The sequence below is a fragment of the Flavobacterium sp. N2550 genome (genome assembly GCF_025947265.1).
In the GTDB taxonomy this organism is placed as follows: domain Bacteria; phylum Bacteroidota; class Bacteroidia; order Flavobacteriales; family Flavobacteriaceae; genus Flavobacterium; species Flavobacterium endophyticum.
Genome location: NZ_CP110007.1, coordinates 1,258,746 through 1,271,208 on the forward strand (window position 1 = coordinate 1,258,746; position 12,463 = coordinate 1,271,208).

At 38.3% G+C, this 12,463-nt stretch carries 12 protein-coding genes and 1 tRNA gene; 3 read left to right on the plus strand and 10 right to left on the minus strand.

What is annotated here, in order from left to right; translation table 11 throughout:
- Positions 1 to 34: 34 nt before the first annotated feature.
- Entirely contained in the window at positions 35 to 448 is a 414-nt protein-coding gene (locus tag OLM56_RS05465) for an energy transducer TonB (RefSeq protein ID WP_264528600.1), read from the minus strand.
- Positions 448 to 1,842 carry a dipeptidase gene (locus OLM56_RS05470; protein WP_121376029.1) on the minus strand — a complete coding sequence of 465 codons (1,395 nt, stop codon included), beginning with the start codon at positions 1,840 to 1,842 and terminating at the stop codon, positions 448 to 450. Before OLM56_RS05470 ends, OLM56_RS05465 begins: the two co-directional genes overlap by 1 nt.
- A 138-nt stretch (positions 1,843 to 1,980) precedes the next feature.
- Between OLM56_RS05470 and OLM56_RS05475 the strand changes: the two genes are divergently transcribed.
- Positions 1,981 to 2,062 (plus strand) — tRNA-Leu (locus tag OLM56_RS05475).
- Between the two features lie 130 nt (positions 2,063 to 2,192).
- On the plus strand, positions 2,193 to 4,334 hold the full coding sequence (locus tag OLM56_RS05480) for a M3 family metallopeptidase (protein ID WP_264528601.1): 2,142 nt from the start codon (positions 2,193 to 2,195) through the stop codon (positions 4,332 to 4,334).
- A 36-nt stretch (positions 4,335 to 4,370) separates the two neighbouring features.
- Here the strand turns inward: OLM56_RS05480 and OLM56_RS05485 are convergent, their stop codons facing one another.
- The 5 genes from OLM56_RS05485 to OLM56_RS05505 form a co-directional block, all read right to left on the minus strand.
- Positions 4,371 to 4,733 carry a nuclear transport factor 2 family protein gene (locus OLM56_RS05485; protein WP_121376031.1) on the minus strand — a complete coding sequence of 121 codons (363 nt, stop codon included), beginning with the start codon at positions 4,731 to 4,733 and terminating at the stop codon, positions 4,371 to 4,373.
- Positions 4,734 to 4,833: 100 nt separating this feature from the next.
- The gene (locus OLM56_RS05490; RefSeq protein WP_264528602.1) at positions 4,834 to 5,745 is read right to left on the minus strand and encodes a pseudouridine synthase; all 912 of its coding nucleotides are present in this window, start codon (positions 5,743 to 5,745) and stop codon (positions 4,834 to 4,836) included.
- A gap of 104 nt (positions 5,746 to 5,849) precedes the next feature.
- A complete protein-coding gene (locus tag OLM56_RS05495; RefSeq protein ID WP_121376033.1) occupies positions 5,850 to 6,809 on the minus strand; it encodes a geranylgeranylglycerol-phosphate geranylgeranyltransferase in 960 nt (319 codons plus the stop codon).
- Positions 6,810 to 6,904: 95 nt separating this feature from the next.
- A complete protein-coding gene (locus OLM56_RS05500; protein WP_121376034.1) occupies positions 6,905 to 7,843 on the minus strand; it encodes a mevalonate kinase in 939 nt (312 codons plus the stop codon).
- Between the two features lie 24 nt (positions 7,844 to 7,867).
- Positions 7,868 to 8,950, minus strand: coding sequence for a diphosphomevalonate/mevalonate 3,5-bisphosphate decarboxylase family protein (locus OLM56_RS05505; RefSeq protein WP_264528603.1), 1,083 nt, complete (start codon positions 8,948 to 8,950; stop codon positions 7,868 to 7,870).
- A gap of 99 nt (positions 8,951 to 9,049) precedes the next feature.
- Between OLM56_RS05505 and OLM56_RS05510 the strand changes: the two genes are divergently transcribed.
- The gene (locus OLM56_RS05510; RefSeq protein WP_182493380.1) at positions 9,050 to 9,529 is read left to right on the plus strand and encodes a TspO/MBR family protein; all 480 of its coding nucleotides are present in this window, start codon (positions 9,050 to 9,052) and stop codon (positions 9,527 to 9,529) included.
- Position 9,530: 1 nt separating this feature from the next.
- On the opposite strand, the gene OLM56_RS05515 is transcribed toward OLM56_RS05510, so the two are convergent.
- From OLM56_RS05515 to OLM56_RS05525, 3 genes are all read right to left on the minus strand, one after another.
- A complete protein-coding gene (locus OLM56_RS05515; protein WP_264528604.1) occupies positions 9,531 to 10,751 on the minus strand; it encodes an NAD(P)/FAD-dependent oxidoreductase in 1,221 nt (406 codons plus the stop codon).
- Positions 10,748 to 11,434 (minus strand): glycerophosphodiester phosphodiesterase, encoded by a 687-nt coding sequence (locus tag OLM56_RS05520; protein ID WP_264528605.1) that lies wholly within the window; start codon positions 11,432 to 11,434, stop codon positions 10,748 to 10,750. Before OLM56_RS05520 ends, OLM56_RS05515 begins: the two co-directional genes overlap by 4 nt.
- A 113-nt stretch (positions 11,435 to 11,547) precedes the next feature.
- Complete coding sequence (locus tag OLM56_RS05525; protein ID WP_121376038.1) at positions 11,548 to 12,411, minus strand: cupin-like domain-containing protein; 864 nt, start codon at positions 12,409 to 12,411, stop codon at positions 11,548 to 11,550.
- Between the last annotated feature and the right edge of the window lie 52 nt (positions 12,412 to 12,463).

A 12,463-nucleotide genomic window follows, 5' to 3' on the forward strand; every position in this document is an offset into this window, starting at 1 on the left:
AAATCCGTTCGATAAGGAACGGATTTGTATGAATTTATTCGAAACGTAATGTCACCGGAAAATGATAAAGAGTTTTGACAGGTTTTCCTTTTTGATAACCAGGCTTCCATTTTGGCAATTTGCTCAAGACTCGTACTACTTCGTCAGCAACGCCATAGCCTGGATCTTTCAGGAGTTTAATATTGCTTAAAGTTCCGTCTCTTTCGACCACAAAAGTGACATTTATACGGATATTTTCCGTGATTCCTTCCGGAAAGCGAAAATTAGTATAGACAAATTGCCCAAACTTATTAATGCCTCCAGGGAATTCAGGAGATTGTTCTACGACATCGTATACGTCGTCAATACTTGGCTCCAGCTGGTTTGCATTTACTGTTGTGGTTTGCGCTTTACTTTCAATACTCAATAAGTTGAAGGTCAAAGCAAATACAATAAAAGCCTTTTTCATTATTTAACTTTAAAAAGCTCCACAAAATATTTATAAAACAACGGAATAGTTTCGATTCCCTTTAAGTAATTGAAAACTCCGAAATGTTCGTTAGGCGAGTGGATAGCATCGCTGTCTAAACCAAACCCCATCAAGATAGTCTTGCTCTTTAATTCTTTTTCAAACAATGCTACGATAGGAATACTTCCTCCAGAACGAACCGGAATCGGCTGTACTCCAAAGCTTTCATTATAGGCTTTGGCAGCGGCTTGGTAACCAATACTGTCAATTGGAGTGACATAGCCTTGTCCTCCATGATGCGGTTTTACTTTTACGGTAACGCCGCTTGGAGCAATGCTTTCAAAATGTTTTGTAAACAATTCTGTAATCTCATGCCAGTCTTGATTCGGAACTAAACGCATCGAGATTTTCGCATACGCTTTGCTTGCAATAACCGTTTTAGCGCCTTCACCCGTATAACCGCCCCAGATTCCGTTAACGTCTAAGGTTGGGCGGATAGAGTTTCTTTCGTTGGTAGTATAGCCTTTTTCGCCATAGATATCGTTTAGGTCTAAGGCCTTTTTGTAAGCTTCTAAAGAAAATGGTGCTTTCGCCATTTCAGCTCTTTCAGCATCAGAAAGTTCTTCTACTTTGTCGTAAAATCCTGGAATGGTGATATGGTTGTTTTCGTCATGAAGCGAAGCAATCATTTTGGCCAAAACGTTTATCGGGTTGGCAACAGCACCGCCATATAAGCCAGAATGCAAGTCGCGGTTCGGTCCCGTAACTTCCACTTCTACATAGCTTAGTCCGCGTAATCCTGTTGTGATTGACGGCTGTGTATTTGAGATCATTCCCGTATCAGAAATCAAGATGACATCATTTTTTAATTTCTCTTGGTTTCTTTCTACAAACCAGCTCAAGCTGGCAGAGCCGACTTCTTCTTCACCTTCGATCATGAATTTCACATTGCAAGGAAGGTTATTCGTTTGTACCATGTATTCCAAAGCCTTCACGTGCATGTACATCTGTCCTTTATCATCGCATGCTCCGCGGGCAAAGATAGCACCGTCAGGATGCAGGTCCGTTTTTTTGATTACAGGCTCAAAAGGAGGCGATGTCCACAAATCCAACGGATCTGGCGGCTGTACGTCATAATGTCCATAAACTAGAACCGTAGGCAGGTTTTTATCGATTATTTTCTCTCCATATACAATAGGATAGCCTGGAGTATCGCAAATTTCGACAAAATCACAGCCCGCTTTTTCTAAGCTTGCTTTAACAGCATTTGCTGTGTCAATAACATCTTGAGAATAGGCAGAATCAGCGCTGACAGATGGAATCTTCAGTAAATCAATAAGTTCGTTGAGGAAACGTTCTTTGTTTTTTTGAACGTAGTCTTTTATAGTATCCATGAATGGTAAATTGATATGTTGTCTGCCAAAAATACGAAAAAGAATATTTTAATTTTTTTTAATTTTTTATTTGAAAGTTCAAAACTATGACTATATTTGCACCTCGATTGAGACAATAGTCAAAATCAAAGGTCTACTGCGGGTATGGTGAAATTGGTAGACACGCCAGACTTAGGATCTGGTGCCGCAAGGTGTGTAGGTTCGAGTCCTATTACCCGCACTGAAAAGTCTCTCTTAGTCGAGGGACTTTTTTTTGGAATAAACTCTCCTTTCCAAATCTTATTAATTAACATTCCTAAGTAGTTTTAAAAATCAATTTCCTCTAAATTTACATTTCAATATAATTTTAGATGAGAAAAAAATCCTTTTTCATTTTGTTGGCAATCGGAAATATGCTAACAATTGAAGCGCAAGAAAACAAGCAAACTATGAATCCATTTTTTCAGGCCTACGCTACGCCATTTGAAGTTCCGCCTTTTGACAAGATAAAAAACGAGTACTTCAAGCCGGCCATTTTAGAAGGTATCAAAAGACATGAAGCCGAAATTAATACCATCGCCAATAATCCCGAAGCTCCAACTTTTGAGAATACGATTCTTGCCATGGAGAATGCTGGAGAACTATTGTCAAACGTAAATGTGGTCTTTTCGAATTTAAATGGCGCTAACACAAACGAAGAGCTCCAAAAAATAGCAAAAGAAGTTTCTCCTAATCTTGCTGCTCACAATGATAATATCTATTTAAATGAGAAATTATTTGCAAGAGTAAAAGCAATCTGGAACAAAAAAGAGTCGCTGAATCTAAACCTAGAACAGGCAAAAATTCTAGAGAATCTGCACAAAGCATTTGTCAGAAGTGGTGCTAATTTAGCCGATGCTGATAAAGACAAGCTTCGTAAAATAAATGCAGAACTTTCACTTACTTCTTTAAAATACGGACAAAATATTCTAGCAGAAACCAATAAATTTGAATTGGTAATTGATGATAAAAAAGATTTGGCAGGATTGCCGCAAGAGCTAATCAATGCAGCAGCAGAAGATGCTAAAACAAAAGGCAAAGAAGGGAAATGGGTTTTTACGCTTTCGAATTCTAGCGTGATGCCTTTTTTGCAATACAGTTCGAATAGAAAATTACGCCAGCAGATTTGGGAGGCCTATCAGACACGAGGCAATCATGATGATGAATTTGATAATAAGGAAAATGCGGTTAAGCTCGCCAATCTTCGAGGCGAAAAAGCTCGATTGTTAGGTTATAAGTCACATTCCGCATACGTGCTGGAAGAATCGATGGCCAAAACCCCTGAAAATGTAGCCAAGCTTCTGAATGATTTGTGGAAGCCGGCTTTGGCAATTGCCAAGACGGAAGCTGCAGATATCCAAAAAATGATGGACAAAGAAGGCATCAAGAGCAAAGTCAAGCCGTATGATTGGAGGTATTATACTGAAAAAATCAGAAAGCAGCGTTTTGATCTAGACGAACAAGAATTGAAACCTTATTTTAGTTTGGACAACGTCAGGAAAGGCGTTTTTCAAGTCACAGAAAAGCTATATGGCCTAAAATTCAAGCAACTCAATGATGTTCCAAAATACCATGAAGAAGTTACGACCTGGGAAGTAACGGAAGCTGACGGAACACATGTAGGGATTCTATACATGGATTTCTTCCCGAGAGCTTCCAAAAGAGGCGGTGCTTGGATGACATCCTACAGAAGCCAGAAAACAGTTGACGGTAAAAGAAAAGCTCCGGTAATTTCAATTGTCTGCAATTTTACAAAACCAACCGGCGATACGCCAGCATTGCTGACTTTTGATGAAGTAACGACTTTCTTCCATGAATTTGGACATGCATTGCACGGATTATTATCTAATGTAACCTATAAAAGCCTTTCGGGAACAAGCGTTCCGAGAGATTTTGTAGAACTGCCATCGCAGATTATGGAAAATTGGGCTGCCGAACCAGAAGTTTTGAAAATGTATGCCAAGCATTATAAAACGGGCGAAGTAATTCCTGATGCGCTAATCCAAAAGCTTCAAAAATCAGGAACTTTTGATCAAGGGTTTGCGACAGTAGAATATCTAGCAGCTTCGTTCCTGGATATGGATTATCATACGCAGACAGCGCCTATACAACTAGATGCTAATTCGTTTGAAAAGAATTCCATGAAAAAGATTGGCTTGATCGATGCGATTATTCCAAGATACAGAAGTACCTATTTCAGTCATATTTTTGCTGGCGGTTATTCTTCAGGATACTACAGCTATATTTGGTCAGGAGTCTTGGATACAGATGCTTTTGAAGCTTTCAAGACAACAAATCTTTTCAATCCAGAAAAAGCAAAATTATTCCGAAAAAATGTCCTTGAAAAAGGAGGTACAGAAGACCCGATGGTTTTGTATAAAAGATTCCGAGGTGCAGAGCCTAGCGTGGAACCGTTATTAAGAAAACGCGGTCTCGACAAAAAAGAAGAAACTTCTAAAAAGATTAAAGGTTAAAATAAAAGCCCTTGGGAAACCAAGGGCTTTTTTGTTTTATCCGTGATAAACACGAGAAGCAATAATTTTTCCGTTTTTGACGTCCAAAACTTCTGCAACGAGCATATCATCTTCGCCATCGACATTTCTTATGTATTCCATAAAAACCCTGTCGCCGTTGGCGGTTAGTGAAGTAACCTTATAATGTAAAGAGGGCAGGCGTTCAAAAGCATCTTGCCACCATTCGCGTAATGCTTGTTTTCCTTCTACAAAACCGTTTGTTTCTGGCTTTCTGATTTTCAGTTTCGGACTAAAATGTCTGGCTTCGTCATCATAAAGGCTTAAGAGCTGTTCTAGTTGATGTGAATTAAAAGCATCAAACCATTTGAAAGCTATAGATTGTAATGTTTCTGGTGTCATAAGTTTGTTTTGTGTACTACGCAAAGCTACAAAAGCAAAAATCCCGAAAGCTTATTTCTCGGGATTTTTTTATGTTTCAAACTTTGTAGAATTCGTTTGATTAAACGTTTTTCAAATTGATAATTTCTTGTTCGGTCAAAAATCTCCAATTTCCTCTTGGAAGATTCTTTTTTGTAAGTCCGGCAAAAGCAACGCGGTCAATTCTCAATACATCATAGCTGAAATGCTCAAAAATATGGCGTACTACTTTTACGTTAGCTGTGCGTAATTTTAATCCGATTTCGCTTTTAGGCTGATCGTCGATATAGCTGATTTCTTCAACACTTACGCGATGGCCTTCAATCGTAAGACCTTTTTGGATTTTCTCAAGATCTTCAAATTTCAAATTTTTGTCTAATGAAACTTGGTAGATTTTAGACGATTTTTGGTTCGGAATCGTGAATTTACGAATCATATCGGTATCATTCGTAAACAATAACAATCCTGTCGTGTTCTTGTCCATACGGCCCACAGGCGATAAGATCGATTTTGTGGCACCTTTCACCAATTCAGAAACATTTCTGTGCTCAAAACCTTCGTCTAATGCTGTCGTAAAGTTCTTTGGCTTGTTCAGTAAAATATATTCTTTTTTCTCTGGAGTCAAGATCGCTCCGTCAAAATTGACAACATCTGTAGGTTTTACAAGATATCCCATTTCAGTAACAGGAATCCCATTAACCTTTACATTGCCTGATTGGATATAGATATCGGCGTCACGACGGGAACATATTCCCGAGTTTGAGATGTATTTATTAAGACGTATTTCGTCTGCTGCTTTTTGTCTTTTTGGAGCTTGGTTCGCTTTTTTAACAGGCTTTTCAGGATTTGCACTGGCTGCTTTTGCTGGAGCAGGCTTATCTTTTTTAGGGCCTTGGGCTCTTTTTGGCAATGGTGGTTTTGATTTCCCAAAACTGCTTTTCCCTCCAGGTCGATTTGAGGCACTACGTCTGTTGCCTCCTTCATTCTTGTTCATTAGTGTCTAATTTGTGCAAAGATAGCGATTTGAACGTTAAATCGCTCAACTATTGGGAGATTAGATTTTTTCGGGACGGGCTGGTTCTGCTTCAGAAGCGGAAATCAGCAGAAATTGATAGCCAATAAGATTTTTTTTCCGTGCCATAAAACGGCAGGCTCAATCAATACGATGCAGAAAACTCCCGCAACAATAATAAATTTAAGAAGATTGTGGAGCTTTAAAAATTCTTCTCTTGTGTTCGATTTCCAAAGTTTCAACAAAAAGAAAATCAGCAACATGAGGCAGATATAAAAGTAAATGACCATATAGCCTACTTCATAGACATCAACTAAAATATAGACGGGAAGAATTGTTAGTAGGGTTAGTGCTGTAATGACTTTCTTTGAAATAGACTCTCCATAAACCACCGGAATAGTTTTGTAATCGCTTACAAAATCACCTTTCATGTTTTCCAAATCCTTGACCATTTCTCGGATAAGAATCAATAAAAACAGGAAGCTTGCATGTCCAAAAATAATTCCGATTTTCTGCCAATCGTATTCTTCGTATTGGCCTTTGAAAAAATAAAGAAGAATCCCGAAAAAAGGAAAAATAGCCAAGATGGAAGCGGTCAGGTTTCCGATAATCGGATATTTTTTGAGCTTGTGCGAATAAAACCAAATCAGGAAAATATACGCAGAATAAAAGATACTAACTCTCCAAGAAACAAAATAGGCTAGAAAAACTGCTAAAAAGTTCAGTCCGAAATAAACATAGAGCTTGGTCTTCTGGCTTACGAGTCGGTCCAACATTGATTTGTTTGGACGATTGATCAAGTCTTTTTGCGCATCATAGAAGTTATTGATGATGTAGCCTGAAGCAATACAAAAACTGGAAACCAAAACCAAGATAAAAAGATTGATGTCCAAAATAACATCCAAAGCCCGAGTGTTTTCTGGAGCTAAGATAAATATAGCAGAAAGGTATTGCGCTAAAACAATCACGGGAATATTATATCCGCGAACGACAGAAAACAAACTGATAATTTTCATTACTAGAAGCTTGTTCTTTCTGCTTAACATTTCTGATACAGGATTTTGGGTTTGAAGTAAAAAGTTTTATGCCTAGTTTATAACGGCAGACCTTTGACTTTATGATTTTTGATTAAGACTTTCGACTAAAACTGGTAGACAACCTCTAGTTTGTAATCTTTCAAAGATTCTTTAGCTTTTTCGTAATCATGCGTAAATCCAAGAATATAACCGCCACCGCCAGACCCGCAAAGTTTCAAGTAGTAGTCGTTTGAATCCAATCCTTTCTGCCAAACTCCATGAAATTGCTCAGGAATCATCGGCTTGAAATTGTTCAAGACCACTTTTGAAAGTTTTTTGGTGTTCGAAAGCAAAGATTTGATATCACCGTGAAGGAAATCGTCAATACTGGCATCGGTATATTTTACGAATTGGTTTTTCACCATAGCCCTGAATCCTTTGTCTTTCAGGCTTTCCATAAATATGCTTACCATTGGAGCAGTTTCTTTTACCATTCCAGAATCCAGCAAAAATACGGCTCCTTTTCCTTGAAGGCTTTGAGTAGGAATGCCTGTTGCTTCAATATTGTCGTGCGAATTAATCAATATAGGAATGCTCAAATAGCTGTTTAACGGATCCAATCCAGAGCTTGTTCCGTGGAAAAACGATTCCATTTTTGAAAAAATTTGCTTTAATTTCAATAATTTCTCACGAGTCAAGTTTTCAAGAACCGTGATTTTATTTTCGGCATATTGGTCGTAGATAGCCGCCACTAAGGCGCCGCTGCTTCCAATACCATAACCTTGCGGAATGCTGGAATCAAAGTACATTCCTGCTTCAACATTCAATTTTAGCAATTCAATATTAAAAGTCACCAATTCTGGATTTTCTTGTTGCATCGTTTCCAAATAAGCAACAAAACGTTTCAGGCTGGCGTTTGATTTTTGGGCTTCATCGGAAAGATTATTGTCAACTTTCAATCCACCGTTGAAAAAATTATAAGGAATGGACAAACCTCGGGAACCTTTGTTGATTGCGTGTTCGCCGAAGAGTAATATTTTGGAGTAAAATAATGGTCCTTTCATGTCGTGTCTGGAATTTTGTTAAAATTACAACTTTTTTGCGCCAAATCCAATTTCGTCGCAAATATATTGCGAGTTTTGGCAAAAGCCAACTAATTCATTCTTAATTAATTCTAAAACTTCTTCTCTAACGTTTTCGGGATATAAAACATGGACGTTGGCTCCAGCATCTAACGTAAAACATACCGGAATATTGGTCTCGTTCCTAAATTTCCAGATACGATTGATAATTTCCAGCGTATTTGGCTTCATCAAGATATAATACGGCATCGATGTCAGCATCATGGCATGTAAGGTCAAAGCCTCGCTTTCTACAATCTTGATGAATTCTTGAAGGTTTCCAGATTCGAGGATAGCTTTTATTTTGGAAAGATTCTCATGCGCCTGCTCAAATCGTCTTTCGGCATACGGATGATGGTGCATCAAATCATGACCGACTGTGCTCGAAACTTGTTTCTCGCCCTTGTCAACTAATAAAATAGTGTCTTGGTAGTTCTTGAAATTTTCATGAATTTTGCTTGGGAATTCTACTCCAAATAAATCAGAGCTTCCGTCAATTTCGTTGTGATTTCCCCAAACGACCACATTTCCTTTTACGCTTCTGCAGGCACTGCCAGAACCTAATCTTGCTAAAAATGAGGTTTTTTGAAAGAAATAATCCTCGGTCATTTCTGAATTGAGCTCTTTTTCAAGGCTCATCAAATTAACAGCCAAGGCGGCCATTCCAGACGCGGAAGAGGCAATTCCGGAGCTGTGCGGAAACGTATTTTCAGTATTTATTGTGAAATGATATTCTTTTAGGAAAGGAAGGTATTGTTCTATTCGTTCAAAAAATTTCTGAATTTTTGGCTTGAAATCTTCTTTCGGTTTCCCTTCAAACAATAAGTCAAACGAAAAAGTACCATCGGCTTGTTTTTTTTCAAAAGCCAACGAAGTCAAGGTCTTGCAGTTGTTTAATGTAAAACTGATGGAGGGATTGGCAGGGATCTGATGGTCTTTTTTACCCCAATATTTCACCAAAGCAATGTTGCTCGGAGCGCTCCATTTATAAAGTCCTTTTTCTGCTGAATGTGTATAGTTTGACGGAATAAAATCCTTTTCAGAAATCATAGTCATGAATTTGCGCAAAGATACTTTTTTTAGCCAAATAGCAGATTGGCATTAGGGCTAATCTGTGAAAATAACTTAATTTTGATAAAAAAAAGAAAGATGAATAAATACACACGAATTTTAGTTTTGGTCGTAACCTGTCTGGCTGTAGGCTATTTTTCAAGTCTTGTAACGCGTCCGGCTGTTGAAAGCTGGTTTCCGACGATTCAAAAACCAAGCTTTAATCCGCCAAACTGGCTTTTTGCACCTGTTTGGACAACGCTATATATCATGATGGGAATTGCCGGAGGCCTTGTTTGGCATGAAATCGATTCCTCAAGAAAAGAAGAAGTCAAAAAAGCAATGAAATTTTTTGCCATCCAATTAGCACTGAATGCCTTGTGGTCGTATTTGTTTTTCGGATTAAAAAACCCACTGTTGGCTTTAGTCGAGATTGTCTTGCTTTGGTTGATGATTTATGAAACGTATATAAAGTTCGTGAGAATCAATAAATTTTCAGGGTATTTATTTGTTCCTTATCTGCTTTGGGTAAGTTTTGCGACGGTTTTGAATGCGAGTATTTGGTGGCTGAATCAGTAATCTAAATTGAATTGGCAACGATAAAGCCGCTTGTCCAAGCATTTTGGAAATTAAACCCGCCTGTAATCGCATCGATATTCGTGATTTCTCCAGCGAAATAAAGATTTTGATGGATTTTACTTTCCATCGTCTTAAAATTAATTTCTTTTAGGTCGATGCCTCCAGCAGTTACAAATTCTTCTTTAAAGGTGCTTTTTCCATTGACTTGGAATTGCGCGTTTGTAAGTTGGTTTGTTAGATTTTGCAGTTGATTTTTAGATAAATCGGCCCATTTTGTTTCTTCGGAAATTCCTGAGGCCAAAACCAAACTTTCCCATAAACGATTCGGAAACTCAAAAGGTGATTTCTTTGAAACTGTTTTTTTGGAATGTTCTTGTTTTAAATCTTTCAGGATAATTTCTGCATCTTCAGCATCAATATCATTCAACCAGTTGACGAAAATGGTAAACTGGTAATTTTTCTCAAACAAGATTCGGGCACCCCAAGCGGATAATTTTAAGATTGCAGGACCGCTCATTCCCCAATGCGTGACTAATAATGGTCCGGTTGAAGTCAATTTAGTGTCTTTGACTTTTACGGAAACTTGTGCCGAAACGCCTGGCAATTCTTTGATGCGAGGATCTTTGATGTTAAACGTAAATAGAGATGGTACCGGACTTACGACGGAATGTCCAAATTCTTGGAGCATTTCCCACATTTTCGGATTGCTTCCTGTAGCCAAAACTAATTTTTCGCAGAGGTATTTTTCGTTCTGGGTTTCGACTTTCCAAAAATTTCCATCAGGAGTTTCGGATTTATAAATAGATTGCACGCTTTGTCCAGTCAAGACTTGAATGCCTAATTTTTTTGTGGCTGTCGTAAAACAATCAATAATGGTCTGAGACGAATTGGAAACGGGAAACATGCGTCCGTCGTCTTCAATTTTTAACTCGACACTATGTCTTTCAAACCATTCAATCGTATCGCCAGAACAAAACTGATGAAACGGACCGCGAAGCTCTTTTTCGCCGCGGGGATAAAACTTTACCAATTCGTTAGGTTCAAAACAAGCATGTGTCACATTACATCTTCCTCCGCCAGAAATCCTGACTTTTGTCAACACTTCCTTGCCGCGTTCTAGTATGGCAATCTTTAATTTCGGATTCTTTTCTGCACAGTTTATAGCCGTAAAAAAACCTCCGGCTCCGCCGCCTACGATGATTATGTCAAAATTTTGGCTCATATTCTTTCTGGGAAATCCGTGATGATTCCGTCAATGTTATAGGTTTTTATTCTCTCGATATCTTCAGTTTCATTGATGGTCCAAGTATATATCTTGAAACCTTGCTCTTGCGTTTTTTGTACGTTTTCTTCTGTCAAAAGGCTAAAGTGTGGATGGATGGCTTTGGCAGAAAACGCTGTCGCCCATTCTAAAGCTTGTGTCACGCTGGCTTGAGATAAAACGCCTAGATGAATTTTTGGATTGATGAGATACATCATTTCTAATTCTTCTCTTTGGAAGCTGGAAACGATAAAATCTTCGTATTTGTACTCTTTTTCGAGAATATATTTTTCAATAAGGTGTGAAACGGGTTTAGCTGTGTGGCGACCTTTCAATTCAATATTAATCAGGCATTTTTTACCGACTAATTCCAAAACTTCTTCTAAAGTAGGCACTTCAATATGGTCGTTAATACGTAACGCTTTTATCTCAGAAAGGGTTAACTCTGATACGGTTCCAGAGCCATTTGTAGTCCTGTCGACAGTGAAATCATGGATAGCGATAAGCTCGCCGGTCTTGCAGACATGAACGTCCAATTCAATTCCATCAACATTCAGATCTAATGCTTTTTGGAAAGAAGGAAGCGTGTTTTCAGGCTCATGGCCTTTGGCACCGCGATGTCCGATGTTGAGTGTTTTTTTCAAGAGCCGGTTTTATTTGGTAAAAGTAACGCTTTTGGAAATGTTGGGCAAAGTTTAAGGATGGATTGCCATGGTCTAAAATAAAAATGCCCAGCAAAATTTGCTGGGCATTTTTATTATTTGAGAAGTTCGTTTGTCCTGCGGATGGCTTCGGCATCTTTATAATCCAGCCAAGCCTGACCCTTGCGTTTCCGCATCCAGTTATCATAGTAGCGTATGACGGCTACATTTGCTAAGCCTTTTAGCAAATTGCTCGGTCTTCCTGCCAATGAACGCAAACTTAGCGAAAATCCTGGCGTTAGATATTTCATGTAATGCCACCAACCTTCGGGCATATAAAGCATTTCGCCGTGCTGCAGATTCGTGATGTAAGGCTTTACCATCTTGAGTGCCGGAAATTTCTCGAAATCAGGATTGTCAAAGTCGATATCTTCATTGCAGATCCATGAATAGGGCAGGCGGTACATGTATTTTGTTTCTTTTGGATCTACGAGTACGCACTGTTTTTTTCCTTCGAAATGGATATGAAAAATATTCGGGAAATCAATATCATAATGCATGAAAACTTTGGCATTCTCGCCTCCAAAAAACACTAATGGCAAGCTTTTTATCAATCGGAGTCCCAATTGTGGCCATTTCATATCGTCTTTCATTGAAGGAACGTCTTTCATCAGGTTGTATAGAAAAATACGCAAATCAGTCGGACCTTTTTCAAGAATATCGATATACTCTGACATAGTCATCGTGAAATCGGGCTCGTTTACTTTTTTGGTATAATCCGTCTTTCGGCTATCGTACAGTGGAACTGTCTTATCTCCGGCAACCTCTCTCAAGAATTTGAAATTCCACTTAGAAAAAGCGGGCCAATCTTCAATCTGATTTGTGATTACTACAGGTTTTTGAGGCTTATAATAGTTTTCGATAAACTCTTTTTTGGTAAGTCTTTCAACCCTTTCTATTTCTATATATTCAAAGGCCATATCTAAAAATGCTAAGTTATTTTACGGAGATACTAAATTAGCATTTTTAAAC

Coding starts and splice junctions, on each gene's coding strand:
- OLM56_RS05465 (WP_264528600.1), bottom strand. CDS start 448: ATGAAAAAGGCTTTTATTGTATTTGCTTTGACCTTCAACTTATTGAGT.
- OLM56_RS05470 (WP_121376029.1), bottom strand. CDS start 1,842: ATGGATACTATAAAAGACTACGTTCAAAAAAACAAAGAACGTTTCCTC.
- OLM56_RS05480 (WP_264528601.1), top strand. CDS start 2,193: ATGAGAAAAAAATCCTTTTTCATTTTGTTGGCAATCGGAAATATGCTA.
- OLM56_RS05485 (WP_121376031.1), bottom strand. CDS start 4,733: ATGACACCAGAAACATTACAATCTATAGCTTTCAAATGGTTTGATGCT.
- OLM56_RS05490 (WP_264528602.1), bottom strand. CDS start 5,745: ATGAACAAGAATGAAGGAGGCAACAGACGTAGTGCCTCAAATCGACCT.
- OLM56_RS05495 (WP_121376033.1), bottom strand. CDS start 6,809: ATGTTAAGCAGAAAGAACAAGCTTCTAGTAATGAAAATTATCAGTTTG.
- OLM56_RS05500 (WP_121376034.1), bottom strand. CDS start 7,843: ATGAAAGGACCATTATTTTACTCCAAAATATTACTCTTCGGCGAACAC.
- OLM56_RS05505 (WP_264528603.1), bottom strand. CDS start 8,950: ATGATTTCTGAAAAGGATTTTATTCCGTCAAACTATACACATTCAGCA.
- OLM56_RS05510 (WP_182493380.1), top strand. CDS start 9,050: ATGAATAAATACACACGAATTTTAGTTTTGGTCGTAACCTGTCTGGCT.
- OLM56_RS05515 (WP_264528604.1), bottom strand. CDS start 10,751: ATGAGCCAAAATTTTGACATAATCATCGTAGGCGGCGGAGCCGGAGGT.
- OLM56_RS05525 (WP_121376038.1), bottom strand. CDS start 12,411: ATGGCCTTTGAATATATAGAAATAGAAAGGGTTGAAAGACTTACCAAA.